This window comes from Spirochaetota bacterium, assembly GCA_004297825.1.
In the GTDB taxonomy this organism is placed as follows: Bacteria; Spirochaetota; UBA4802; order UBA4802; family UBA5368; genus FW300-bin19.
In genome coordinates this window covers 49,842-74,564 of the sequence record SCSX01000019.1, presented here as the reverse complement: position 1 = coordinate 74,564, position 24,723 = coordinate 49,842, and the positions used below count along the sequence as shown (strand labels likewise).

Annotated in this window: 23 protein-coding genes and 1 tRNA gene; 5 read left to right on the top strand and 19 right to left on the bottom strand. The window is 55.0% G+C overall.

Annotated features, from left to right (window positions below):
* Positions 1–2 precede the first annotated feature (2 nt).
* Together EPN93_04320 and EPN93_04315 are read right to left on the bottom strand one after the other, a co-directional pair.
* Entirely contained in the window at positions 3–3,227 is a 3,225-nt protein-coding gene (locus EPN93_04320) for a hypothetical protein (GenBank protein TAL38701.1), read from the bottom strand.
* 70 nt (positions 3,228–3,297) lie between these two features.
* Positions 3,298–3,792, bottom strand: coding sequence for a purine-binding chemotaxis protein CheW (locus EPN93_04315; GenBank protein TAL38749.1), 495 nt, complete (start codon positions 3,790–3,792; stop codon positions 3,298–3,300).
* 216 nt (positions 3,793–4,008) lie between these two features.
* Here EPN93_04315 and EPN93_04310 point away from each other — a divergent pair, with 216 nt between their 5' ends.
* Complete coding sequence (locus EPN93_04310) at positions 4,009–4,917, top strand: 2-hydroxyglutaryl-CoA dehydratase (GenBank protein TAL38700.1); 909 nt, start codon at positions 4,009–4,011, stop codon at positions 4,915–4,917.
* A 170-nt stretch (positions 4,918–5,087) separates the two neighbouring features.
* Here the strand turns inward: EPN93_04310 and EPN93_04305 are convergent, their stop codons facing one another.
* From EPN93_04305 to EPN93_04225, 17 genes are all read right to left on the bottom strand, one after another.
* On the bottom strand, positions 5,088–7,310 hold the full coding sequence (locus EPN93_04305; GenBank protein TAL38699.1) for a PEGA domain-containing protein: 2,223 nt from the start codon (positions 7,308–7,310) through the stop codon (positions 5,088–5,090).
* Positions 7,205–9,400, bottom strand: coding sequence for a hypothetical protein (locus EPN93_04300; GenBank protein TAL38698.1), 2,196 nt, complete (start codon positions 9,398–9,400; stop codon positions 7,205–7,207). The genes EPN93_04305 and EPN93_04300 overlap by 106 nt, the downstream gene beginning before the upstream one ends.
* Before the next feature lie 55 nt (positions 9,401–9,455).
* On the bottom strand, positions 9,456–10,025 hold the full coding sequence (locus EPN93_04295; GenBank protein TAL38697.1) for an RNA polymerase sigma factor: 570 nt from the start codon (positions 10,023–10,025) through the stop codon (positions 9,456–9,458).
* A gap of 132 nt (positions 10,026–10,157) precedes the next feature.
* Positions 10,158–10,505 (bottom strand): cell division protein ZapA, encoded by a 348-nt coding sequence (locus tag EPN93_04290; GenBank protein ID TAL38696.1) that lies wholly within the window; start codon positions 10,503–10,505, stop codon positions 10,158–10,160.
* A gap of 42 nt (positions 10,506–10,547) precedes the next feature.
* Positions 10,548–11,291, bottom strand: coding sequence for a hypothetical protein (locus EPN93_04285; GenBank protein ID TAL38695.1), 744 nt, complete (start codon positions 11,289–11,291; stop codon positions 10,548–10,550).
* Positions 11,292–11,535: 244 nt separating this feature from the next.
* A complete protein-coding gene (locus EPN93_04280) occupies positions 11,536–12,411 on the bottom strand; it encodes a hypothetical protein (protein TAL38694.1) in 876 nt (291 codons plus the stop codon).
* 64 nt (positions 12,412–12,475) lie between these two features.
* Positions 12,476–12,826, bottom strand: a complete 351-nt coding sequence (locus tag EPN93_04275) for a 50S ribosomal protein L20 (GenBank protein TAL38693.1) — start codon at positions 12,824–12,826, stop codon at positions 12,476–12,478.
* A gap of 44 nt (positions 12,827–12,870) precedes the next feature.
* A complete protein-coding gene (locus EPN93_04270) occupies positions 12,871–13,071 on the bottom strand; it encodes a 50S ribosomal protein L35 (GenBank protein TAL38692.1) in 201 nt (66 codons plus the stop codon).
* Positions 13,072–13,123: 52 nt separating this feature from the next.
* Complete coding sequence (locus tag EPN93_04265; protein TAL38691.1) at positions 13,124–13,666, bottom strand: translation initiation factor IF-3; 543 nt, start codon at positions 13,664–13,666, stop codon at positions 13,124–13,126.
* Positions 13,667–13,838: 172 nt separating this feature from the next.
* Positions 13,839–15,761: a threonine--tRNA ligase gene (thrS, locus tag EPN93_04260; protein ID TAL38690.1), complete on the bottom strand. Its 1,923-nt coding sequence runs from the start codon at positions 15,759–15,761 to the stop codon at positions 13,839–13,841.
* A 24-nt stretch (positions 15,762–15,785) separates the two neighbouring features.
* Positions 15,786–15,860 (bottom strand) — tRNA-Val (locus EPN93_04255).
* A 140-nt stretch (positions 15,861–16,000) separates the two neighbouring features.
* Complete coding sequence (locus EPN93_04250; GenBank protein ID TAL38689.1) at positions 16,001–16,504, bottom strand: DUF4833 domain-containing protein; 504 nt, start codon at positions 16,502–16,504, stop codon at positions 16,001–16,003.
* A 253-nt stretch (positions 16,505–16,757) separates the two neighbouring features.
* Positions 16,758–17,333, bottom strand: coding sequence for a TetR/AcrR family transcriptional regulator (locus EPN93_04245; GenBank protein TAL38688.1), 576 nt, complete (start codon positions 17,331–17,333; stop codon positions 16,758–16,760).
* A 299-nt stretch (positions 17,334–17,632) separates the two neighbouring features.
* On the bottom strand, positions 17,633–18,811 hold the full coding sequence (locus EPN93_04240; GenBank protein TAL38687.1) for an alpha/beta fold hydrolase: 1,179 nt from the start codon (positions 18,809–18,811) through the stop codon (positions 17,633–17,635).
* 68 nt (positions 18,812–18,879) lie between these two features.
* On the bottom strand, positions 18,880–19,707 hold the full coding sequence (locus EPN93_04235; GenBank protein ID TAL38686.1) for an N-acyl homoserine lactonase family protein: 828 nt from the start codon (positions 19,705–19,707) through the stop codon (positions 18,880–18,882).
* Between the two features lie 67 nt (positions 19,708–19,774).
* Positions 19,775–20,224, bottom strand: coding sequence for a cupin domain-containing protein (locus EPN93_04230; protein TAL38685.1), 450 nt, complete (start codon positions 20,222–20,224; stop codon positions 19,775–19,777).
* A 409-nt stretch (positions 20,225–20,633) separates the two neighbouring features.
* Complete coding sequence (locus EPN93_04225) at positions 20,634–21,650, bottom strand: hypothetical protein (protein ID TAL38684.1); 1,017 nt, start codon at positions 21,648–21,650, stop codon at positions 20,634–20,636.
* A 368-nt stretch (positions 21,651–22,018) separates the two neighbouring features.
* Here EPN93_04225 and EPN93_04220 point away from each other — a divergent pair, with 368 nt between their 5' ends.
* The 4 genes from EPN93_04220 (at position 22,019) to EPN93_04205 (ending at position 24,639) form a co-directional block, all read left to right on the top strand.
* Positions 22,019–22,735, top strand: a complete 717-nt coding sequence (locus EPN93_04220; GenBank protein ID TAL38683.1) for an alpha/beta hydrolase — start codon at positions 22,019–22,021, stop codon at positions 22,733–22,735.
* A gap of 332 nt (positions 22,736–23,067) precedes the next feature.
* On the top strand, positions 23,068–23,268 hold the full coding sequence (locus EPN93_04215; GenBank protein ID TAL38682.1) for a 4-oxalocrotonate tautomerase: 201 nt from the start codon (positions 23,068–23,070) through the stop codon (positions 23,266–23,268).
* A gap of 136 nt (positions 23,269–23,404) precedes the next feature.
* On the top strand, positions 23,405–23,743 hold the full coding sequence (locus EPN93_04210) for a transcriptional regulator (GenBank protein ID TAL38681.1): 339 nt from the start codon (positions 23,405–23,407) through the stop codon (positions 23,741–23,743).
* Positions 23,744–23,820: 77 nt separating this feature from the next.
* Complete coding sequence (locus tag EPN93_04205) at positions 23,821–24,639, top strand: NAD(+) diphosphatase (protein ID TAL38680.1); 819 nt, start codon at positions 23,821–23,823, stop codon at positions 24,637–24,639.
* Positions 24,640–24,723 lie beyond the last annotated feature (84 nt).

The following is a 24,723-nucleotide window of genomic DNA, read 5'->3' as shown; positions in this document are numbered from 1 at the left end:
AGCTATCTCAGCTTTTCGACCAGCTTTCTCAGCGATTCCGCCTCCGGCATGATGAGCAGCTTGCCCATGACCCTGTCATCCTGGTAATAGAATTGCGTATCCATGACCAGGGCGTAGTCATTGGAAATGTTGTGCATGACGAGTATCGAATCCAGGATCGACTGCATGTAGTCATGCACCACGGTGGGCACGTCGGGCTTGATCGGGATTCCGGTCTTTTCGGAAAAAGCGTTGATGACCGATGAACCTACGATATTGGTGACTTCCTTGAGTGCGGATTCGCCGTCCTCGTTGAGTTCGGTCGTCCCGCCTATGCCGTAAAGCATGTCGATGAGCTCGAAACCGGACCCGTCCTGAAGGCTGAACAGTATGGTTCCCCTGATGTCGCCCTTGAGCGGCATGTAGACGCCGATATACGTGCTGTCGACTTCACCCACCGACTCGGGAATTTTCTCGACCGGCATCATGGAAACCTCGGGAATGGAGAGATCCACGCGCTTGTTAATGATCTTTGAGAGCGACTCGGCCGCACTGGTTATCCCCATGTTCGCGAGGACCCTTATGCGCTCGATATCCGACGCGTCGATGCCGAGCTGCCGCGATATGTGATCCTCCATGGCGCCCCCGGTCGACTGGGCCTTGATGGCGTCCTTGAGCTCATCCTTGAAGCTTTGAAGTACATCCTTCACCCTCGCGTCGACCTCGGCGGCATCGAGCGCACGCGCCGTGCCGGATTCTTCCACCGGCAGGAATTGGTCGCTGCGGTTCTTGTCGAATATGATGTCTTCTTTAACCGCCTCGCGCGCGGGCACCGGATCCGCGTGCTTCGGTTCCGGGGCTTTGGTGTCGATAGCGGAACGCAGGTTTTCGCGCGTTTCCACTTTTAATTGGGGAGTATCTTCCTTCTTTGCGAGTGCGCCCTTATCGGCGCGCGGCGCTTCCTGCTTTACCCCTGCCGCTTTGACCGTGAAATCGCCCACATCCTTAACCACCTCGATGTCGGCTTTCCGGACGTCCTGCGCCCTGTGGCGCTGAATGCGGGAAAGACGGTCCTGTTCCAGGATGACCTTGTTTATCATGGACGCGATATCAAGTATAAGACAGATGCTCCCGTCTCCCAGGATGGAAGCGCCGGCAAGGCCTTCCACCGTCGAGTAATTCTGTTCCAGGGACTTGATCACGATTTCCTGTTTGCCCTCGAGGAAATCGACGACCATGCCTATCTTCCGGTTGCCGTAACCAACCACGACCACCGGGACCTTCTGCCCCTCCTCGAGCACGCTGTCCACGCCCACGAACTCGTTCAATCGTATGAGCGAGAGGATTTCGCCGCGCAGGTTAATGACCTCGTGGCCCTCTATCGTGGTGATGTCCGCGAGGGAAATCTTGATAGTCTCGATCACGTCGGAAAGGGGAATGGCGAACAGTTCGCGGCGTACCTTCACCATGATGGCCGGGATGATCGCCAGCGTGAGCGGGAAGGCCAGGATGAATCGCGTTCCCATCCCCGGCTCGGTCTCGATGTTCACACTGCCGTTAAGCTCCGACACGGTTTCTTTTACCACGTTCATCCCCACGCCCCGGCCGGAAATATCCGATACGACGTCGGCCGTCGAAAAGCCGGGCTGGAAGATGAAGTTGTGGATGTCCTCGTCATCCATGTTGGCGAGCGCCTCGGGACTCGCGAGATTCTTTTCGAGCGCCTTCTTGCGAATCTTCGGTGCGTTCAGGCCCCGACCGTCGTCGGCTACCTGGACAAGGATCTGGTTCCCGGACTGGAATGCGACCAGTTGCACCGTGGCGGTTTCAGGCTTGTTGATCTTGCGGCGCTCCTCGGAAGGCTCGATACCGTGATCGATCGCGTTGCGTATCAGGTGCATGAGCGGCTCGCCCAGCACGTCGATTACCTTTTTATCAAGCTCGGTCTCCTCGCCGCGCACCTCGAGCCGGACATTCTTCCCGAACTCCTTCGCGAGATCGCGCACGAGCCGCGAGAACCTGGAAAAGACCTGCCCCACGGGTACCATCCTGGTCTTCATGATCCCGGTTTGCAGATCTTTCGCGATCCGGCCCATCTGGTCCATGCGGTTTTTGAATTCGTTCGTGACGGTCTTGTTGATGCTGCTCGCCCTGAGATCCTCGTACAGGCGGTAGAAACCGGAATTCGCGATCACAAGCTCGCCCACGTTCGAGAGCAGCTGGTCCAGCTTATCGACCGACACCTTGACTATTTTCAGCGAAACGCCCTTCGTGTCCTCGCGCTTTTTCGCCGACGTCTCGGATTTGTCTATATCTATGTCGACATCGCCTTCGTCCTCGTCCTCGTCTTCCTGGAGGAGGGGGGCAGTATCCGCGCTCGCTGCGTTCCGTTTCCCCGCTGCGGCTTCGGGCTTGCCCATGGATTCCTCGAGCAGCGTTTCGCGCTCGTGGAACTTGAGCACCATCTTGTCGTCTTTTCTCATGAGGCTCATCTTTCTCAGGTCGACCCGCTGGACCTGGTCGATATCGCAGGCCTTTCTCACCTCTTCGAGCGAATTCGCCGTCACGAGGATTATTTTCATCCCGTCCTTAACCGACTCATCGGTAAGTGAATCCGCCGCGGGCTTGCTCGCCAGTACCGTGCCGGTGCGCTCCAGGTTCGCCATTATGAGCTGCGCCTTCACCCATTTCATCTGCGCCGCGGGCTCCAGGGTTACGGAAATCTCGCAGCAGGAGCTTCCGTTCTGGAGGGCGTCCCGAATCTGCTTCATGTGAGCCGCAGTGAGCTGTATCTTGGTATCGTCGCGCGCAGGCGCCGCATCGGTTGCGGTCTTTGCCACGGGGGGGGCGTTCGTGGCGGACTTCCCGCTGCTCACCCCGATGATGCGTTCCATAATCTCGCTGAAATCCACGTCGGGTTTCTTGCCGGAGCCCACCTGGTCAATGACCGCGCTTATGACGTCGAAACAGTTGAAGATCACCTCGATGATTTCCGGGGTGACCTGCATCGTGCGGTCCCGGATGCCCTGAAGGAGATTTTCCATCTTGTGCGCCAGGTCGCTCAGGTCGTTCAGCCCCACAAAGGCCGCGGAACTTTTCAGGGAATGCGCGGCCCTGAAGATATTATTGATCACCTCCAGGTCGTCCGGGTTTTTTTCCAGGTACAGGAGGTTCTGATTCAACTCCTGCAGCTGCTCGTCCGCCTCTTCCAGGAAGATGTCCTGATATTCACCAAGGGAAAACGCCATCGCAGTGACCCCGCTTCATTTATAGTGTAATGGTACGCGCCGTACCCGGCCCTTCGATAATCGATACCGCTCAGGCGATCGCTTCCTCTTCGCGCTCGGCCTTCGAGAAAAGCATGCTGTCCAGCTTGAGAATGATGATGAGCCTGTTCCTCAATCGTCCGATCCCCTCGATAAACTCCTCGGAAATTCCCTCGATGAGCTCGGACGGCTGCTCGATGTGGCTGAGGGGAAGCCGTACCACCTGGTAGACATTGTCTACAAGAAGGCCCACGAGTTTTTCGCCGATCTCGATCACGATGATCCTCGTCAGATCGGTCACCTCCACCCTTGAAAACCCGAAGCGTTCGCGCACGTCAACCACGGGGATCACGCTGCCGCGAAGGTTGATCACACCCTTGATAAAATCCGGCGTGTTCGGGAGCCGTGTGATCTCCGGCATGCGGATGATCTCATGAACCTTGAGAATATCGATCCCGTACTCCATTTCGTCGAGAAGGAAGCTCACCAACTGGACGATGTCGCCCTCCACCTGGTCGGTATCCTTGTTCTCCACGTCCTCACTCATGGTGAGATGGTTCTTTCCTTTAAGCAATTCGTGAATATTCATAAGAAAATCCCCGCTTGGGTTTAATAGGCCTTACGGACGTTTCAACGTCCATTCATATCCGCGAATCCAAGGCAATTCAAGAACTTTTTTAACGTATTAATAATAGCCCCTTTCGGCCGGATTTGACGAATTATTCTTGCGTTTGGGGGGGGTGCGGCGTGATACACTGAGCTCATGTTCGTGGGGATCGATATAGGCTCTATCAGCGCGAAGATGGCGGTGGCCGGCGCCCGGGGGGATATCCTCTATGCCGACTACCGCTTCCACCGCGGAAACCCGGCGGCCTGCCTGTCCGATATGCTTGCGCGCGCGAGAGAGAGCGGTCACCGCTCATGCAGGGCCCTCTGCACCACGGGCTCCGGGCGGACCTATGCGGGCGCGCTCCTGGACGCCGACATTGTCAGGAATGAGATTACCGCGACCTGGATTGCCGCTGCCCGTGTCGAGCCGGCCGTACGCACGATAATCGAGATCGGGGGGCAGGATTCCAAGCTTATTACCCTCGAAAACGGCGGTATCCGGGATTTCAGGCTCAACTCGGTATGCGCCGCCGGAACCGGCTCGTTCATCGAACAACAGTCCGCGCGCCTGGGTTTGACGCCGGACGGGCTCTCGGACCGCGCGATGGGGGCACGCGAAAATCCCGCGCGCTTCACCGGGAGATGCACCGTTTTCGTGGAAACCGAGATGATTAATCTCCAGCAGCGCGGTTACGGCGTGGAATCCATCGCCGCGGGCCTTTTCGACGCGGTTGTGGAGAATTACCTGAACGACCTGTCGCCCGGCGTGCGGATCGCGCCCCCCGTGCTCTTTTGCGGAGGCGTATCGCAGCTTGAAGCGGTGAAACGCGCGTTCGAGGCCCGGCTGTCCCTGGAGGTCCGGGTCCCGCCCGCGAATACCATCATGGCGGCGTACGGGGCCGCCCTCCTGGCTTCCGAATGGAGCGGGATCGAGACGCCGGGTCCCGGGCGCGGGCTTTCCGTACGCATCGATCAGGAGGGCATACCGCGCCCGGAATCGTGCACCCGCACGGACTGCCTTGAATGCGGGAACTGCATGCCGGGAAAATCGGACCGCCTTTAAGCCCGTCCGGCATCCCCCCGTGTTTCGGGCAACGCAGCGTTCCCCGCACCGGGGACCGCGCGCATCGAAAACGTGCCGACCGGTTCCTTCTGTGAGAGGTATATCGGCGCCCAAAAACAAAAACCCTCCCGATCAGCCGGGAGGGTTTCTTGATATGACTGAAGTTTTGTCTACCGCACCAGGAAGCGGTTGAAGGAAATTATCTGGCCGCTGTCAAGGCCCAGATAAATCTCGTTTCCCGTGATGCTCGCCGCCGTGTTTATCCGCGCCTGCGTCGCGTAGTTCCATTGCACGCGCCCGTCGCGATCCAGCGCGTAGAGCGTCTTATCCGCCGATACGTAAATCGCCTCGTCCGTATACGTCATATTGTTGCGGACCTGGGCGCCCAACTCGCTGACATAGAGCGGGGCCCCGTTCGCGAGCGCGAATGCCGCCACCCGGCCCTTGACCCCGGCAACGATAATCCGGTCGTAGAGCACCAGCGGCTGGACCGCCACCGATTCCCCAGCCTCCTTTTTCCACAGCACCGAGCCGTTCACCGCGCTCAGGCCGGACACGGCCCCGTAATAGCTCACCGCGTAGATGACGTTATTGGCAAACACGAACTTGAACTTGCTTCCCATGTCGGCGGCCCAGTTCTGGCGGCCGTTCGCGGCGTTCAAGGCGTACAGCATGCCGTCGGCCCCGGACACGAAGAGCGTCCCGTTCGCGAGCATGGGCGTTTCATACACGCCCGCGTCGAGTTTGCTCGTCCAGTTGACCGCCCCGTACTTGTTTATCGAATAGACGTTGCCCCGCGCGGTGGCCGCGAGCACCTCTAACGGGGTGACGACCGGCACCATGTTGTTGATTATCGCGCCCTCGAGCTTTTGCGTCCACAGCACCTGTCCGTCGTACGTGGCGACCGCGTGCAGGTTCTCGTCGGCGGTCGCGAAATAAAGCACATTGCCGTCGGCGATAATGCCCGAGGAGATGGGGCTGCCCATGTCACGCTCCCAGCGCTTGACCGCGGTGACGCGGTTGATTGCCGCGAGCATCCCCTTGTTCGTCGCGCTGATAACGTCCATGCCCCAGTAGATTACGCTGGTCACCGTCTCGCGAACGTCAAGGTTCCAGCGCAGCCGGTTGAGCGGCAGCGGACGCTGTAATGCCACCAGCTTTTCGAGCGTTTCGCCGGATTTGATTTCGTACTCATACTGCGCGTCCTGGTAACCTTCCGCCTGGATTTTCACCGTGTAGGTTCCCGGCTTGAGCTCCATTTTAATCTCGCCAGTCCCCGCCATCTCGCCGTTCACGAAAATAGACGCGTTCCCCGGATTGGCCTTGAGCCTGAGTTCGGATTTGACGACCTTCTGTTCGACAACCACCGGCTTGACAGGCTCCGCGACCTTGATCGTCTCGAACTCTTTTTTAAGCTCCTTGTTCGCCGGTGTCTCCTTTATCTCGGCGGTCTTAATGGACTTCTGGGAAGCCACCTCTTCGATCACCTTCGCGGTTTCGGCCTGCTGGAATTCCTGCTGGAGCTCCTTCTTCATCTCGGTCTTTTTCTCTTCGGTGACCTGGGCTTTCTCCACCTTCTCGACCTTATCGACGATCTTCTCGACCTTCTTATTGGTCTCGTCGACGGCCTTCGCCTCGACCTTGCACTCCTTGTTCTCGGTCACCGTAACCGCGCTCTTCTCCACCTGCTCTTCGAGCTTTTTGATCACCTCGGAGTCTTTTACCGTGGAATCCTGGATGCTCTCAAGTGCGGGAATGCGCTTTGCCACCTGCACCTTCCCGTCCATCACCTTGATCGTGGTGTCCCTGGCCGGGTCCGCCTCTACGACGAACATGGTGCCCCTCACGCCCGCGACCGCGGTCGGGGTCTTCACCGAGAAACTGTCTCCCTTGGCGAGCTTCTTGGGTTTGGCGAGGAGCGTGCCCACGGCCAGGTCGAGCGTGTTTTCCTCCAGGCCGGTTTCCGAGTTTTTATACATCCTGGCGAGCGTTACCTCGCTTGACTCCTTCACCCTGACGAGGCTCTCCCCGATCTGAATGTCGACGGAGGCCTCGGGCGCGGTTTTGATCCGGTCGTTTTCCCTGAGCGATCCGCCCATCTGCAGCGGCGCCCAGTCGTTGTTTTTAAGCTGGAACGCCTCCCCGACTATGAATGTCACCTGCGCAAGGACCTGGGGGACCTCTTTTTTCGCGCAGGAGAACGGGAACGCGAGAAGTGCGCTAACCAGCACTATGCTCAATTTCTTCATCTTGTGACCTCCTGGATGCTTGATGCCATCTTTATATACTATCTCCTCAGGCGGATAATTCCATTTCCTTCGGTTCCAAAATACACGTTGTCCGCAGTGAAAGCAACACCAGACGACGACGGGGAGGGAATCACGAACGACCATTTCACCGAGCCTTCCGCCCCGTCAAGGATGTAGTACGCCTTATCGGCAAGCACATGAATCCCGCGCCCGTCGACCTGGAGGTTGCTTTCGATCCCGTTCCCCGTGACCGCTTTCCACATCTTCTGTCCCTTCAGCGAAAACCGGAAAACCTCCCCGCCCGCCGCGGCGACAAAAAGCGCATTGTCTGCCAGGAGCGGATCGGTGACGATGGGGCTCCTCACGTTCGTCCGCCACTCGATTTCGTCGCGCTCGTAATTATAGCATAGTACATCGCCGTGAATCGTCGCGGCGTAAACCTTCCCGTCCGCAACCGCGACCGAAGCCCCCGCGGTCTTTCCCGCCTGGAACTTGAAGATGACGAGGTGCAGGTTGAGGTCTACGCCGTACACCATGCCGTCCGCGGAGGGGACGAAAATGAGCCGGCCGCTCACGGCAGGGGCGGAGCTCACCGGCGCCGGGAGCGCCATCATCCAGTCAAGCCAGCCGTTGGAAGTGAAGCTGTACAGGTACCCCTTCGCCGTTCCGGCGATCACCCGCCCGGGGGTCAGCGCGAGCCGTGACCCGGGGGAGAGCGCCCCTTCTATCCGCTGCATCCAGCGAAGGGAGCCGTCGGCGAGCGAAAGTGCGATGAGGCGCTCGTCGGTCGCCGCTACGTAGAGCAATTCGCCGTCGGAGACCGGCTGGTTATGGACGGGCGACGCGCAGTCGAATTCCCATTCAAGACGGCCTTCGGAAACCGCGGCGATGCGTCCCTGGCGGCTTACGCTCACGAGCATGCCCCGCCCGGTCGTCAGCACGAACGCGGCCCTGGACCCCGCGAGCCACTGCGCCAGATCAAAATTTCGCACCTCAATCTTTTCAAGATCGATCCGCAGCGCGTCCCCGGCTCCCACGGAGTGCTCGATCCTCTTCGGGTGGTAGCCGGCCGCGCGAACCTCTATGACGTGCATGCCCTCCGTGGTTACCACCGCCGCCGCGCCATTACCCCTGCGCTCGCCGTCCATGAGTATCTCCGCGGTAACGGGGACCGTGCTGATCTTCAGGGTCTTGAGCGCGGGCGCGCTGTCCCGAACGGTCGAGGAGCGGCTCAGGTCCCGAAGCTCGGAGAGCATTACCGGGTTGCCGAATTCCTTCTTATAAATCCGGGGGACCGATGCGCTTCCGGCGATCTCCTTCATGCGCACGGGATCGACGGGACCCGCCCCGGCTTTTTCGTCCAGGAGCGCTTGTATCCGCTCGGTCAGCCGCTCATGATCCTTGTTGTCCAGCACGCAAATTTCATTCTGACCCACGACGACGGCGCTTTGCTCCAGGTAGGTGCGAAGCGAATCGGCGGATTTACTTTTAACGGCCGCGGATGGAACCTCCAATCGTTCCGGGGGACGATTCACGACCGCGATCTTGCCGTCCAGCACCTCGTAGCGCACCGAGTCGCGATCTACCGATACGCCGAAACTCGTTCCGCGAATTCCCGCGACCGAGGTGGGCGTCTTGACCCTCGCGCTGTCCCCGTGCGCGAGCTTTCTGAAATCGAGGAGGACAGTGCCGCGGGTTAACTCCATTTCGCTCGAGAGCACCCCGTGTGCGGCGCGGATCATTTCGGAAATAAGCAGGCGTGCATGTTCCTTGACGCGTATCTTGACCTCGTCGCGGTATGCCAGGTCGGCAAAGGAAGCCTCGCCGGTCACGATCGTGTCGCCGGGCAGGAGTGTCTCGCCCCCCTGGAGGAGGGTTTCCTTTCCCTCGCGCACCAGGCGCGTGTCACCGTACGCGAGCTGGACCGACGTGCCGTCGGGCCGATCCACGGAGGGGACCACCAGATACGCCGCGGCGATCGCGCCGAAAACCAGGAGGGCGGCGAAAGCCGCACGGGTCCGGGTAACTACAAACAACGGTGAGCGGCGGGAGCGGAAGTCTATGCTTTCGTTGAGCCGCGCGCGCTCGCGCGGGGGATCGAAGGGAGGCAGCGGCTCGCCGAACCTGGAAAACATGGTTTCAAGCTTTGCCCTGTCGATGTCCGGGTAGCGCCCGCCCGCGGCGAACCCCCCCAGGATCTCCCGGATTTCCTGTATGTCTTTTCTCTCAGACATCCCCTTCACCTTCTTTTTATCAGGATGCGCGTGCGACCATGCGCACCCCGCGCGCCTAAACGATCTTCTCGTCCTTCAGCCTGTCAACGATCTTCTCCACCGCTTTCTGCATCCTCCATTTGGCGGTGCGTTCCGGGCAGTTCAGTATCGCCGAGATCTGGCCATACTGGAGCCCGTGGTCGAAGCGGAGCAGGAAGACTTCCCGGAACTTGTCCTTGAGGGAACCTACTGCTTCATAGAGCGCCTTCATATCCTCCTGCTTGAGGAACTGCTCCTCGGGAGAATCTTCCGAGGCCACCCCCTCGGCTATCAGCTGATCGCTGTCCCCCAGCATCACCTCGTAGCGGTACTTTCGCTTGAAGTTCTTGCTGCAGTTGACGGCGATCTTGTATATCCAGGAGGAGAAGACCATATCGGTCTTGAACGAATTGATGTGCATGAATACCCTAAGGAAGACATCATGGAGCACATCGCTCGACTCCTCCGCATTGCCCAAATAATAGTAAATGAGTCTTTTCAGCCGGGCCGCGTATCGTCCGTACAACTCATCGAAAGCCTTCCTCCGGCCCTCTTTGAAAACCCTGACCAGGTCCTCATCACTGAGCTGTTTCAGATCGCTATCCATTGTGTAGTACTTTGCCGGCCGATAAAAGTGTAAAAATAAACTGGAAGGATTATAACGTGTCGCGAAAGTAAAGGCAAGCTAATTTGTCCCTGCGGGTATTACCCCGCGGGGGGCGGTGCGGGGAACCCCGGCTCACATGTGCCGATGAAACCCGCTCTCCTCCCTGCGGGAAGGCTCGTACCGGGAGAAAATATCGCCGATAAGGCCTTCGTCGAGCATGGAGATAAGCGCATGGGTTTTCTGTTCCAGGAGGTGTGTGGAGGTCATCCTCTGCTTTTTCAGCTGGAAGTGCTCGTCGGCAATATTGAGAGCCGTGAGGATCGCGATCTGCACCGCGTTGCCGTTTTTTACGCTTTCGGAAACCTCTTCCATGCGTTCGTTCACGAACGATGCGAGTTCACGCATGTAGTCAGGGGCCGCGTCCCCCTGGATATTGTAGGTGTGGCCGAAAATCGTGATTTTTATCTTGTTGGTTTCCATAATCGGGCGCCTCGATAATGCGGGCGCGCCGCGGGGGCGCGCCTATTTGTCCTCCTCAATTATGAGGAAATCGTCGTCGCTCTCAAGCACGTCGAACGATTGCTTCTTCTTGGGGGGCTCGGCTTTTTTCGGGGCCGGCTTTTCGGTCTCGTCTATGATTACCGATTCGCGGTCCACGTCGTCTATGATGATATCCTCTCCCGCATCGTCGATAAGTATGATCTCGTCCTCGGGCTCGCCTTTTTTCCTCGCGGGCTCGATCGCGATATCGCCGTCGGCCATCGCCGTATCGTCGTCGATGATGATAATGTCGTCGTCCTTATCGGCGGCCGCCATGTCGTCGCCGGCCTTAACCACCTCGACGTTGACATCCCGGAAGGGCTCTCTTTCCATCTCGGGCTCGGCGGCGACGCGTGCAGTTGCGGGCGAAGGAGCGCTCTTTTCGGCGGCGCGGGGCTCCGGGGCGGGCCTGGACGCCGGGGTTGCGGGCGATGATCCCACCTTGAGCGTGTCCATCTTTCCCAGGAGTTCTATGAGTTTCTTCTCGAGCACTTCTTCCTTGTCCTTGAGGGCGGCGAGTTCCCGCACGGTGTCGTCAAGTTCGCGCTGGATGCGCACAATTTCCTGCTCTTTTTCCTCGAGGCTGAGTTTCGCCTCTTCGGCAATGGATTTCAGATTCTCGTTGTCCGATTCCAGGCGGGAGTTTTCGACGCGCAAGTCGCCTATCAGCTGAAGCGCCTTAATTATCCTGCTTTCGAGCTCCTCAAGCTGCTGCATGGTTATCATCGCTGCGTACCTCCAGAGAATAAATGATCAATCGACCCGGTTCAGCCACTCTGTCTCCGTGAGTAGGGGCGCGCAGCGTGCTTCCTGCGCGCATGGCCTTTGCGCCTGCTGTAATTTTCGGCGCATTGCGCCTAAACATGTACCAAAAAAGCCCGCGCGTACGAACCGGCAATGGAGATGCGCATTGCATCCCCGTTGACTTAAATTGTATACTCCGATGACGATGGAATCAAGCTTTTTATTTTCAGAACCATGCGGCCATTTCAACGCCCGCGGTCTCCCTGAAGCGCGTCCCTCCCGGCAGCGGGTTCGCGATCGCGTATGCCCCCGCAAATACGCCTTGGGAAAAAAAATACCGCAGGCCAAGCCCGGCGAGCAGTGAAACACGGCGGGACCCTTCGATGCCGAGCCCCCGGGTCTCACGGTCAGGGGAAATCCCCCGGGAGGCATATAGTTCGATGAACGGGATAAAGGGGTATGCGCGGGAGGTGTTCACCGCGCAGGCCACAGCGAGGTAATCGTTACCCAGAAGCGCCGGGTCCAGAAATGAACCGCGCGCCGCGGGATTGAGTCCCAGCGCCCTGGTAAAGAACTCCTTGTCAAGGGGATTCAGTCTCAGGCGGTCATAAAAGCCCTCCCGGTCCCTCTCCCGGAACGCATAGAAAAGGTTGGCATGGAAAAATTCGTGTCCCGCGTCATATTGCATGACCGGGCCGATTTTCAGCTCGTTATTGCCGTAGGCCATGTTACGCCATATCCGGTCCTCGTACACGTTCCTTCCCGTGGGTATCCGAAAGTAAGTAAGCAAGCCCGTGTGCAGCCTGTCCCCGAGATAGTCCCCCGTATCCATCCAGAGCCTGATAAACGCATCGCCGATCTCGCCCTGCCCGCCGTATCCCCCGTCGCCATGCAGGTAGGTGAACCGGAAACCCAGGTTGAGCCAGGGAAGCGCCCCCAGGTCTATCCCCGCGTATTCTCTCCTCCTCCCGTCCTTCGGGGTAAAAAACTCCTCGCGGATGGAGAAGCCCGCTCCTCCCTCCGGCAGGGTCGCGATGGTTTCGGTGAGGGGCATGGATGCGCGCGCCTGCGGGAGGGCGCCTGAAAACAACACAAGCGCCATGAGCATGGCGCTTGTCAATGTGCCGAGCGGGTTTCCCTGACCGGCGGAGTTCGCGGAACCGGGCCTATTTCGCCTTTGCCGCATCAACGAGCTGTTTGAACGCCTTGGGATCGCTTACGGCCAGGTCGGCCATGATCTTGCGGTTCACCTCGATGCCGGCCTTGATGAGTCCCGCGATGAGCACGCTGTAGGACATTCCGTTCAGGCGGGCAGCCGCGTTGATCCTCGTGATCCAGAGCGACCTGAATTCGCGCTTCTTACGGCGGCGGTCAATGAACGAGTTTTCGAGCGCGCGTCTGCGGGCGTCCTTCGCGGTCCTGAAAAGGTTTTTCCGCGCGCCGAAAAATCCCTGAACATCCTGTAATATCTTCTCGCGTCTTTTGTGGTGAATCCTTCCGGTGGTTGCTCTGGGCATGACGTTACCTCTTTAATATCAATACTGATAGATTTCGTAATTCATTAAAACGCATACGGCATCATGCGGCGGATCTTATCGACCTCGGAATCGTGCACGAGGGTCGCCTTGCCGAGCTTGCGCTTCCGTCCGGAGGACTTGGCCTCGAGCAGGTGGCTTCTCCAGCCGTTCGCCTTCTTGACCTTCCCGTTCTTGGTCACCTTGAAGCGCTTCTTCGCGCCGCTGTTCGTTTTAAGCTTCGGCATATCCCGTCTCCTCGTTATGAAAGTCCGCGGAACAGGCCCGCGTACGTTTATTTCACTTCTTCTGGCCGCTCGCCACCACGGGCGAAACGATCATGGTGATATTCCTTCCCTCGATTGATGGCGACTTCTCTATCAGCACGAGCTCTTTCAGGTCGCTCTTGATATTGTCCATCACCTTGAAGCCCAGGTCATTGTGCACGATTTCCCGTCCGCGGAACATAAGCGTGAACTTAACCTTGTCGCCCCTTGACAGAAACTCCTTCGCGTGGTTCACCTTGTGCACGTAGTCGTGCTGGTTGATGGAAGGCCGGAATTTGATCTCCTTTATATGGATGATCTTCTGCTTCTTTTTCGCTTCCTTGGCCTTTTTTATCTGCTCGAACCTGAACTTGCTGTAGTCGATTATCTTCGCTACCGGGGGGTCCTGGTCGGGTGAGATTTCCACCAGGTCCATTTCCCTGCTCTTCGCGAGCGTGATCGCCTCATCCAGAGGCACGATGCGCGGCCCGCCCTCTTCTCCCACCAGGCGAACCTGCGAGGCCCGTATCTGGTCATTAACCCTGTACCGCTTTGAATCCGACTTGTCGAGAGCCAACCACCCTCCTTCCCGTGCAACTAAAGTTTTATGACCGGCCAAACGGGGGAAACGAAAAAAAAGCGCATGTGCGCTTCTGTCTTACCTTCATATCCTCGATATGAAGCCGGCGCTGATAATGTGCCACATTGGCCCTATATGCCGTTATTAATCAACCAAAATTAATAGGCAGCTATTTTTTTCGGGCCGATTCTTCCTTGATGAGAAGGGAGAACTCTTCCCGTTTCATGACCGTGCTCTGCTGCTCACCCCGCCTTCGCACCGAAACGGTATCGTTCTCGATCTCCTTTTTGCCCACCACGCCGATGAAAGGAACGCGCTTCTCGATGGCGTCCCGGATCTTGTAGCCTATGGTTTCCTCGCGGATATCGGCCTCGGCGCGGATACCTTCCTGCATGAATTCGTTGCGGAGGCGGCTTACCCTGTCCGCCGCGTCCTCGGTCACGCTGAGAAGCATCACCTGGACCGGGGCGAGCCACAGCGGGAAGCGCCCCTCGTAATGCTCGATGAGTATGCCGATAAAACGCTCGAGCGAGCCCATGAGCGCCCTATGGATCATGTAGGGCCGGTGCTTCTTCCCGTCGCGGTCGATGTAGGTGACGTCGAAGCGCTCGGTCATATTGAAATCGAACTGGATCGTGGAGCACTGCCACTCGCGGCCCAGGGCGTCCTTTATCTTGATGTCGATCTTGGGCCCGTAGAAGGCGCCGCCGCCCTCGTCGACCTCGTAGCCGATTCCCGCCCGCTTCAGGGACTCCTCGAGCGCGCGCGTCGCATCGGCCCATTGCTGGGGTTCGCCCACCGATTTCTCGGCAGGCCGGGTCGCGAGGTACAGCGTGAAGTCCTCGAAACCGAATGCGCGCAGCATCGACAGGCAGAAGGCGAGTACCCGGTCTATCTCCTCGGGCATCTGGTCCGGACGGCAGAAGAGGTGCGCGTCGTCCTGCGTGAAGCCCCGGACGCGCAGCAGCCCGTGCAGAACACCGCTGCGTTCGTATCGGTACACCGTCCCCAGTTCCGCCCATCGCAGGGGCAGGTCGCGGTAGGACCAGGACCTGTTCTTGTACATGACGATATGGAAGGGGCAGTTCATGGGCTTGGTAAAATACTCCTGGCCGTCGATATCCATAGGCGAGTACATGTTCTCGCGGTAGAAGCCCAGGTGGCCGCTGATCTCCCAGAGCTGACTTTTCCCTATATGCGGGGAGAACACCAGGTCGTAGCCGTTCTTGTAGTGTTCCTCGCGCCAGAAGTTTTCGAGTATGTTGCGCAGGCGCGCGCCCTTGGGGTGCCAGAGTATGAGGCCGGCCCCGGTTTCGTCATGAACGGAAAAAAGCTCGAGCTGTTTTCCGAGCCTGCGATGGTCCCGGCGCTCGATCTCGTCCAGTTTTTTCAGGTGGGCGTCCAGCTGTTCCTTCGAGGCCCAGGCGGTGCCGTAGATGCGCGAGAGCATCGCGCGCTTCTCGTCGCCGCGCCAGTACGCACCCGCGATGGAGAGAAGCTTGAAGGCCTTGATCTGCGAGGTGCGCCGGACGTGCGGCCCGCGGCACAGGTCCACGAACTCGCCCTGGCGGTACAGGGATACGGAATCGCCCTCGATGGTTTCGAGAAGCTCGATCTTGTAGGTTTCGTTCTGCGATGCGAAAAGCTCGCGGGCCTTCGCCAGCGGCATCTCCTCACGCACGATCTCGATGTCCTCCTTCACGATCTTTTCCATTTCGGCTTCGATCTTCGCGAGGTCCTCCTGGACGAAGCCGCGGGGGGCCTCCATGTCGTAATAATAGCCGTTTTCAATCGAGGGGCCAATCGCGAATTTAACGCCGGGAAACAGCCGCTTGATCGCCTGCGCCATGAGGTGTGAGGCCGAATGCAGCAGCGCGTCCTTCCCCTCGGGGCTATCGAAGGTGAAGACCTTCAGGGCCGCGTCCCCCTCGATTTTCGCGTTCAGGTCCATCGTCTTCCCGTTCACGCCGGCGACGAGCGCCGCGCCCTGGAGCCTTTTCCCGATCATACCTATGATGTCGTAAACCGAGGTTCCTTTTTCGACCGAGAGGGTGGAATTGTCGGGGAGGGTGATTGTTACCTGGCCGCTCATGTGTACCCCTTGAAATAAAAAAATTGGGCGATACTGGACTTGAACCAGTGACCTCCTGCGTGTCGAGCAGGCGCTCTAACCAGTCTGAGCTAATCGCCCAATTGCCTAGATACGGGTTGTATTCTGCAGCGCACTCACCATGCGGCGCGCGTCCGGGCATTGTCAACAAAAATTTTTAGGATGCGCGCCATTCTCCAAACCTGACCTCAAGGACGGGGAGATGGGGGGATTCGAACCGACTATTGATTGACCCGCTCGACTACACCGGCGCCGCTATCGGGATCCACACCTATGATCTCCGCGTATTCGACGGATGGCCCGAACATGGTTTCAGTGGCCTTGATGAATACCCTTTGGAATATGCAGTTCTTTCCATTAATAATCATGTGCGCGACGGCCTTCCCTTCGGTGATTTCAATCGTGATTTTTCTTTGTGAGAATTTCGACAGCGCCATTTCGAGGGTTGCCGCACCCTGAACATGCTGATACTCGATCCCATAGGCGCTCCTTTTTTCCATCCAGGTCATCGCCCTTGTGCTGCCGCTCGGCCTGAGCCAGAAGCCGTACACGGGCTCTCCTTTTTCTATCTTGAAGTCGTCGCTAAGTTCGATGACGTATACCGCCTTGCTGGTGATCATGCTGTTCTCAATGGAAAACAACACCTGAGTTTGCGCCGCAAAGGCATCTGAGGAAAAGGCGACAGTCATGATTGTTGAAACGATCAACGCTTTTGATAATTTCATGGCATCCTTCCGGTTATTCCATCCTTGGGGATAATCAAGGTAACTACATATACTTATACAACAAAGCGCTCAAGCATAAAAAAGCGTATCTACCTGAATAGGACATCCTCTTCATTGTCACTCATGGCGATACTACGGAAGATGCCCCGGCCTTTTCACTGCGGCATTGCAGAATCTGCGCAATGATACCGATATCGACAGCGATGCCCGGAATCGATTGGCAACGTTAACTGATGCGCTTAACCATTTCAGATCATCTGGCCAACGCTCTCATAATAAAATCCATAAGCACTTTAATATTGGCTTTTCTGTTTATTTCATCTCCTTCCAGAGTCGATGTTCTGGCATAAGTAAACGCCTGGAACAGCTTGAAAATCATATATCCGACTATTTTAGGATCGATATTCCTGAATAGGTGTTTGCGTATGCCATCTTTTATAATCTCAGATATGATCCGTATTGTTTCTTCCTCCGTCTGTTCAAGGAAACTTTTTTTAAGATATGGAGTATAGAGTGCCCCATTGTCTTTAAGTACTTTTACCATGAAGTGCTGTTCGTTAAAATTGTCTCCTATGACGCCTGATAACCTAATAAGTTTCTCCCGGGGATCATCCATATCTTTAATCTTTGTAAAAAGGTATTCACGGGCACTAAGCGCCTCTCTTATAAAGAGAGACACAAACAAATCTTCTTTGTCGGTAAAAAGTTCATAGAGAGTTTTTTTAGAGATTTTCGCATCGCTGCTAATTTCATCCATCGTCGTTTTTTTATACCCGAACCGGTCGAATCGCAGCTTGGCGACATCAAGTACATGGTTTTTCTGATCCATAGTTACATTCCATATCCTGAATTGGCGATTTAATTTTAATAAAATATCGCTAACGCAAAACAAACTTATAAATCATCTATATCTGATACGCTTGTGTCAATGAACAATTGGACTTGTTGCGAAACTGCCGTCTCACGCGCGCAGGGGACCCCTGCGGGGGGCTTTTAAGGGGCTTCGCCCCTTATGCCCCGTAAAAAATGGAGTTATGCGACAACTCTATTACGTATCACGAGATGCAACACTACGCAATCGTGGTTGGCGGCTATCAAGTGAATGGTTCCTGAATCCGCTGCAATTCTTCAAGAGGATCGACGATGATCAACAGGTAATCCCGGCATTGCGGCATGTTCCAGGGAAAATGAATTCATCCAGTTATGAATTTCATTCACCGCCAGTTCAATATTGCCGACCTGACAATGCTGTTCACCGCCTTCTTCAGCCGTGAATACTCTCGTGGTGATGGATTTAGCATTCCGCAATTTTTTTTTCATCTTTTGCAATGTCCCTGCGGGAACAAGATGATCCCTCTCTCCGGCAAGCAATAATACGTCTTGCGTTACTCTGCCCCCAATTGCGCCGAAATCGTGTTTCGATAGTGCCTTGAAAAAATCATAAGGGGTATCCGTTCCCGTGATGTACATACCATGACTGATCCCCCAGTCGGCGAGCGGCTTCTTTTTACGAGCCCAACGGACCAGTCGATTTACCGCCGTCTTCGCTCCGAGTCTGAACATCGCCTTAAGGAATAGTTTGCCGCCTTTTGGCATCGCATTGGTGATAAAATCCATTCCATTATAAAACACATCGTATGAAACAACCCGCTTGATTCTGGCATCAAACGCGGCTGCCCTCTGTGCGAGATAGCCGCCCCACGATATTCCGATAAGGGTCACAGCCTCCATATCGAAAAAATCCAGTACAGCCGAAACTGGTTCCTCCCACTTGTAGGTGAATTTAAATCCATTTTTAAGCGCAGCCCCCTGCCCGGGACCCTCGAACATGATTACGGTATACCCCAATTCCACCATACGTTTTGCGGTAAGATAAAACTCCTCCATATAGGAATCATAGCCTCCATGAATCAGGATGATCGCCCTGGAAATACCGTTCGGAGATAAAATCATAGCAGGAATCGACCCTCCCATAAATGGGACATCCTTAAATGCAACACTGTGGTCACGCCCGATCGCCCTGGAAAAGTTTTCCTTGCATTTTACATATGAACTAAGCTTCTCCTCCTTGTCGTCGGTAAGAAAAAACTCCGCCATACGATAATAGAATGCCGCATGAAAGTAACGTTTCTCTCTTTCAGCCTTTGCTGCCAGAATAATCCATTCATTATACCATGTGTCAAAGTCGTGTATCTTTTCGCAGATATCACGGACTTCATTTATATCCGCAGCATTTTCTCCATAGGTAAGGATCCTGTTGACAGAGAAATTCATCTGGGGTTCGTCGATTAATTGATGAAATGCCATCGAGACTGCCTCCTCATAATGAATCGATCCGCCCGCCCAAACGCGGAATGAACGAATCGGATTCAGTGTTAATAAGATGTGCCAACCAGGGACGGTTCATGACCCGGCAAAATATAGCCCGGTTCGACCTTTGAAGCAAGGGCCTTGACCCTGTCAACACTGTCATAGAAACTGAAAAGGTCGTAGATTATGCTGCTGGGCACCGCTGGACCGAGTGTGGGAGGAGCCGCCGGTATTGAATGATGCTTCCCGTTCATTTCCACTACTTCGGTGGTTCCCGGGAAAATCATAAAATTAAAAAGACAGAGGTCTCCGATAAGAACGACAACACCTTTCTCGGTGGCAACTGAGATTGCCTGGCTGCCCTTGCTGTGGCCGGGTATTTTAAACGCCTTAATGCCGGCATCAATATCAATGTCGCCGCTAACCTGAACCGTGTTGAGGCTTTTAATAACTGGGGCGATACCAAAATCGTAATCTCCCCTGGGAAGTTGTTGTGGTATCGGCTTCATGAAGTTGTGCCATTCATCTTCCTGGAAAATAATCCTGGCATTTTTGAAAAGATGCACGTTCCCCGCATGATCATTATGCAGGTGTGTCAGGAGCACCGTGTCAATATCGGATATCAATAATCCCTCTTTCTTCAAGGCATTCTCAACAAAACAAGAACCACCTTCTGCCGGGAGAGCACCCCATGCCTTGCCGTCAACGATGAATCCGTCGCTGATTCCCGTATCAACCAGAATATTTCTCATCCCATTCTGCAATAGGAATCCTAAATATGGGGCACTCATCTCGAAATCTTCCTCCAGCGGAGGCATCCCCGCCGGCCAAATCATCGAGACCCGCGCACGTATATTTCCGAAATAGAGGACCTTTATTTTCCAATACTTCATTCTTGAACTCCTATATGAAATTTAAAATTCATCAAAACTGAATTCGGTTTTACTAATTGCCGGACTCTCAGCCGCACCCCTTGAATTCTTTCAGTTTTTCAACCATGGCATTCTTGGGAATATCCGGTATACAATCAGTGCCGTCACCGGGACAGTCTATAATGCAGAGCAATTCTACCGGTTCGTTACCCTTGACGACACCCTTGTGTTTCTCATTTTCGTAAAAATATACGGTATCGCCGGGACCGACTTCGATCGTTTCGCCGTCACCATTTTGAAATATCATTGTACCCTTCAGGACAACGGGCGACTGAATATAGGCGTGGTTATGAAGCGGCATCATCTCGAGCGGGAGGCCCGGTTGAAGTGTATATTTGCGTACTGCATATCGATGCCTATATCGTTCATCACCAACCTGATTGCTTATTATCCATTGAATCACGAACATTCCGTCAGGAAGCCCGAATGGCTTACCCACATCGATCTTTTCCATGTCTGCGAGTTTTCTAATTATCATTATCCGCTCCTTAATGAATATCGATTGATCGTATTCCTGACATATGCACTCATCACCCAAGAATCGGGGAACAGTCGAATACGATAGAAACTATAAAACCATTTTAGTTTCTTATTACACAAAGGGTACACCACGCCTATTTGTCAACTTAATTAATTTCAAATTTTCAACTCAAGAAATTTGACGGGAATATCAGATCCTGGTGAATGCGCCTGCCGCGGTGGGCAGGCCCCGGAGAACAGACATAAGACTGATGCTTTTCCTGTTCAGCGATCTATAAGTGCACCCACGGGCAGGGTGCCAGTATGGACCAAAAGACAGCCGACATCATCATTCATCGCCGGGAAATCGAACGCGGCACTATTCGAGCCCTATGACTCCGGAGCACCACGCATGCGCCCATACCTCGTCAGAACGCGTACCTGTTCTGCAGCACGTCGAGGACAAGCTTTTTGGCTGCGTCCCCGCCGTTGTCGTACAGGAGCATATGTCCGCTTTCCGCGAACTTGACGGTCTTCACACGGTTGCCGGACGCGCGCAGCTTCTCCGCAAGCGACTCAAACCCCGCGGCGCTGAAGGTCAGATCGCTGTCCCCGTAGAGGATGAGGATTTTTTCGTTCGTGACACGGGGAACCAGATCCTTTTCCATGTACTCAGCGGTTTCGGTAAGATGCAGACCCTGCGCAAGGTTCTCTTCCCAGTTCACGGTGTCCTTCGCAAGCGCGTTCCATGTTTCGAGGTTTTTCCCGCTATTCACGATGTCGTATAACGTTGCGCGCTCCTTGTTGCCGCCCCTCATCGCCAGGGGGACGATATACCGGAGCCAGGAGGTCTGGGTCGCAAGCCAGCGCATCAGCGCGCTGCCCGACTTGTAATCGAGCACCGTGTTTACCGGCGCGACCATGACCATGGCATCGGGCTTTCTTTTCCCGAACACGGCCAGGGTGATGTTCGAAAATCCCCCGAACGACATGGAGCCCGTCACCACGCGGTGGCCGGCGGGAAGGTTGGCGCAGTAGGCATCGTAGACCTGGAGCGCCTGGCGCATGTCCTCCTCGCGGTGCCATGCGCGCGTTCGATACGCGACGGGCCAGCCCTGCAGGCCCGTGACCGGGCAGACGACGTTGATATGGTAATTTTCGTGAAGCGCCTTGAACCAGTCGAGATAATGTCCTGCCGCGACCTGGCCGCGAAAGCCGTCGATGAAAAAGAGCGTCGTCGCGTTGCCGGGCCTGACCAGGAAGATCGGCTCGCCGTAGGGCTTATGGTACTTGAGATCCTTGTCGTAGGGGCGATTCGCCTCGAGTTTTTCGACCTTTTTCAGCACTGAATCGCGCTGGCAGGAATAAAAAGAAGCATACAGGCCGACACAGGCAAAGACGACCACCAGTGATTTCGCTAGAATAATGCCTGCTTTTTTTATCATGCCAGTTCTCCTTTTTTAATCACCCTCTATAAATTTGCATCGTATTTCCAACCAGAGTTTACGGATATAAACTTGCACTGGAATGTTCGTCACAGTGATGCACTATACAAACGTATGTCAAGGAGTAATTATCCAAGCGAACTGACCTATTCCCCTAACAGTACGTTTTCTACAAACGGTGAAAGTGAAAGGCTTCAACGGAAATTTTGCCCCGACATGGATCGCCCCGATCAGACAAAATCGGTAAACCCGCGCAAATAAATATTGACACATTTGAGGATATGCTGTCATATCATCCGAAAGATAGCGAGCGTTCGTTATCTTTTTCCTGGAAATTGAAGCACCATTAAACTCAAGGAGATGAAAGCATGAAAACTCAACGCCTCAAAGCCCTGTTTTTGATTTCCGCATTTATCGCCTTATCCGTTATTTCCCCGCTTTCCAGCCAGTCGGTCCCGGAACATAATCCTATCCTGTTTATACATGGATGGTCGGCCAATGCCTCCAAATGGGATACGATGAAGCAGCGCTTTATTGATGACGGCTGGTCGTCCGATTCATTATTCGCGTATACATTCGCAAATCCAAACAGCGGCGCGGTAGGCATCAACATAACCAATGCGTCCCAGATCAGCGGGTGGGTAGATCAGGTTCTTGCCCAGACCGGCGCGAACCGGGTGGATATCATTTGTCATAGCATGGGCGGGGTCAGCACGTTATACTATCTACATTCGCTCGGCGGCGCAGCCGGCGGCAAAGTCACGGACGTAGTATTCCTCGATTCTTCCATGAAGGGCAACCCCGACTGGCTGGTTGTTCTGGCAATACCCGACATGAAACCCAGTACCGCCGTATGCAAAGCCAATGCCGTTCGTGATCAGACCCCCTATGGCATTCTGGCCGACAGCGTCGATCCGCATGTTGCAGGCGATATGACGTATACGTGTTACTGGCAAAAGGACAGCATCAATACTCTCGATGGGGCGACAAGCTTGCAGTTTTCAGCTATTGCTCATAACGACTTTTGTACCGACGCTGGTATATATGAATATGTCTCCGCCGCAGTGCAGGCAAACGAGGATTAATCAGCGTATTTGATTTCAGGATATATTAATAATTATGGAAAGAGCCAACTGGATGCTTTTTAGGGTATGAGTGGTCCGGCGACGCCGGCGGAATGTCCACAGCAGGGGCAGCCGCCGGGGTCGCTACGGCCATGTTTTACCCCGCCGCAGGGCCGTCGCTTACCCGGAGCTCATACCCATGTGTGCCGTCCATCGCGCCAAACTCCGCCCCGATATCCGTCTCCGTGCAACCGGAAAATTATAAATATTTTGAAGAAAAAGTCTTGCTACATATTGTGTAGTACACTACATTGTTTGTAGCTAACTACTATATATGTAGCAAGGAGGATTTCATGCCGGTAATTAATTTCGACCTTGGCCTCGGCCAGATAAACGAGGAGCAGAAAAAAAGGGTAATCTCCCGTTTTACGGCGGATGCCGTTGAGATCACGGGAATCGCCGCAGAAAAATTCACAGTTTTTATCAACGAATCACCCCTTGAGAACATCGGTGTCGGCGGCAAGACGATTAAAGACATCAAGGCGGGCAGATAAAACAGGGGGGCGGGAGAAAAGCTCTTGCCCAGTTTCTCCGCAGGCTCATTGTTACCATCATGCGGATAGTTTAGCCCGATAATGAGCGCCTTTACATGCAATTTGCGGGTTAATAAAAGCTTGAAGAGGTACTACGATGGCAATTCCAAAGCCCGGCAAACCCGTTCGGGGTTCAACGACGGGGTCACCCGTAATGGCAATCTTCGATCTTTTAGGGCGCCGCTGGGCTATGGGAATTGTCTGGCAGCTGAGCAGCGGGCCGCTCGCCTTCAACGTATTGCAGAGCAGATGCAGCTCAATCTCTCCGACAATCCTCAGCACCCGTATTAAAGACCTCATTGAAGCCGGAGTGATCGAACGCAGCCTTGACGGCTATCAGCTTACTAAAACAGGCCGGGAACTTTTTACGATTCTTGAGCCCTTCCAGGATTGGGCAATAAAGTGGGCAAAGAGTTTGAAAAATTCTTCCGGATAAAGGCGTTTCCCATCATTCCCTGCAATTGTTACGAATTACATTAGATCAGGGAAATCGAATTTCAGGTGATATCCATTATGAATTTCATTTCATCATTCAGGCCTCCGGAAAATTGCAGCGATCCGGCATGGTGGTTTATCTTCCAAAATGATAAAATACTCGCATGTGCCGGCAGTGATTCTGCCAAAATACCCAAAGTCACGGACCCCGGATCATTGAACATTAAAACTGTCAGCAGGCAGTACCTGGGAATCCTTGATGGAATACACTGCTATGCTACTGCCATTGATGCGCAATCGAAGGTATTCCCCGAAGGCCTATCCCTTCTATCCTTGCGCACCCTGTATGGCATGGTCCCCAATGATCTTTTCAGGATAGCGGCGCGGGCATCCATGATTATGTATTGGGACAGAACGCATCAATTCTGCGGGCGGTGCGGCACGCCGGTGCAGTTCTCAACTGTTGAACGTGTTAAAGTTTGCCCTGCCTGCGGATTTACCGGTTACCCGCGGATTTCTCCGGCCGTAATCGTAGCGGTAATCAGGGACCGGCGGATATTGCTTGGGCATTCAAAGCGTTTTCCACGGTCTTTCTACAGCGTGCTGGCGGGATTCGTCGAACCCGGTGAGACATTTGAGGAATGCATTCAACGCGAGGTGAAAGAAGAAGCCGGTGTGGATGTAAAGAATATTCGGTATTTTGCGAGCCAGGCATGGCCGTTCCCTGATTCGATGATGGTCGGATTTACCGCAGAATACGCAGGCGGAGAGATCAAGGTTGACGGCGAAGAGGTGTCCGACGCCGGGTGGTTTACGCTGGAGAATCTGCCTGAGATTCCCGGTAAGATCAGTATAGCGAGGCAATTAATTGACTGGTTTGCGGAGAACTATAAATAGCGAGCTCCCGTTATTCTTATTGACAGCCGGCGCCCCTCCACTATCGTGAATCGACGCCCCCGGGGGCATCTACGCTTCTCCTGC

What these genes read in the sequence shown, in the direction of transcription:
- EPN93_04320 (TAL38701.1), bottom strand. Translation starts at nt 3,227, where the DNA reads ATGGCGTTTTCCCTTGGTGAATATCAGGACATCTTCCTGGAAGAGGCG.
- EPN93_04315 (TAL38749.1), bottom strand. Translation starts at nt 3,792, where the DNA reads ATGAGTGAGGACGTGGAGAACAAGGATACCGACCAGGTGGAGGGCGAC.
- EPN93_04310 (TAL38700.1), top strand. Translation starts at nt 4,009, where the DNA reads ATGTTCGTGGGGATCGATATAGGCTCTATCAGCGCGAAGATGGCGGTG.
- EPN93_04305 (TAL38699.1), bottom strand. Translation starts at nt 7,310, where the DNA reads ATGGTCGTTCGTGATTCCCTCCCCGTCGTCGTCTGGTGTTGCTTTCAC.
- EPN93_04300 (TAL38698.1), bottom strand. Translation starts at nt 9,400, where the DNA reads ATGTCTGAGAGAAAAGACATACAGGAAATCCGGGAGATCCTGGGGGGG.
- EPN93_04295 (TAL38697.1), bottom strand. Translation starts at nt 10,025, where the DNA reads ATGGATAGCGATCTGAAACAGCTCAGTGATGAGGACCTGGTCAGGGTT.
- EPN93_04290 (TAL38696.1), bottom strand. Translation starts at nt 10,505, where the DNA reads ATGGAAACCAACAAGATAAAAATCACGATTTTCGGCCACACCTACAAT.
- EPN93_04285 (TAL38695.1), bottom strand. Translation starts at nt 11,291, where the DNA reads ATGATAACCATGCAGCAGCTTGAGGAGCTCGAAAGCAGGATAATTAAG.
- EPN93_04280 (TAL38694.1), bottom strand. Translation starts at nt 12,411, where the DNA reads ATGGCGCTTGTGTTGTTTTCAGGCGCCCTCCCGCAGGCGCGCGCATCC.
- EPN93_04275 (TAL38693.1), bottom strand. Translation starts at nt 12,826, where the DNA reads ATGCCCAGAGCAACCACCGGAAGGATTCACCACAAAAGACGCGAGAAG.
- EPN93_04270 (TAL38692.1), bottom strand. Translation starts at nt 13,071, where the DNA reads ATGCCGAAGCTTAAAACGAACAGCGGCGCGAAGAAGCGCTTCAAGGTG.
- thrS (TAL38690.1), bottom strand. Translation starts at nt 15,761, where the DNA reads ATGAGCGGCCAGGTAACAATCACCCTCCCCGACAATTCCACCCTCTCG.
- EPN93_04250 (TAL38689.1), bottom strand. Translation starts at nt 16,504, where the DNA reads ATGAAATTATCAAAAGCGTTGATCGTTTCAACAATCATGACTGTCGCC.
- EPN93_04245 (TAL38688.1), bottom strand. Translation starts at nt 17,333, where the DNA reads ATGGATCAGAAAAACCATGTACTTGATGTCGCCAAGCTGCGATTCGAC.
- EPN93_04240 (TAL38687.1), bottom strand. Translation starts at nt 18,811, where the DNA reads ATGGCATTTCATCAATTAATCGACGAACCCCAGATGAATTTCTCTGTC.
- EPN93_04235 (TAL38686.1), bottom strand. Translation starts at nt 19,707, where the DNA reads ATGAAGTATTGGAAAATAAAGGTCCTCTATTTCGGAAATATACGTGCG.
- EPN93_04230 (TAL38685.1), bottom strand. Translation starts at nt 20,224, where the DNA reads ATGATAATTAGAAAACTCGCAGACATGGAAAAGATCGATGTGGGTAAG.
- EPN93_04225 (TAL38684.1), bottom strand. Translation starts at nt 21,650, where the DNA reads ATGATAAAAAAAGCAGGCATTATTCTAGCGAAATCACTGGTGGTCGTC.
- EPN93_04220 (TAL38683.1), top strand. Translation starts at nt 22,019, where the DNA reads ATGAAAACTCAACGCCTCAAAGCCCTGTTTTTGATTTCCGCATTTATC.
- EPN93_04215 (TAL38682.1), top strand. Translation starts at nt 23,068, where the DNA reads ATGCCGGTAATTAATTTCGACCTTGGCCTCGGCCAGATAAACGAGGAG.
- EPN93_04210 (TAL38681.1), top strand. Translation starts at nt 23,405, where the DNA reads ATGGCAATTCCAAAGCCCGGCAAACCCGTTCGGGGTTCAACGACGGGG.
- EPN93_04205 (TAL38680.1), top strand. Translation starts at nt 23,821, where the DNA reads ATGAATTTCATTTCATCATTCAGGCCTCCGGAAAATTGCAGCGATCCG.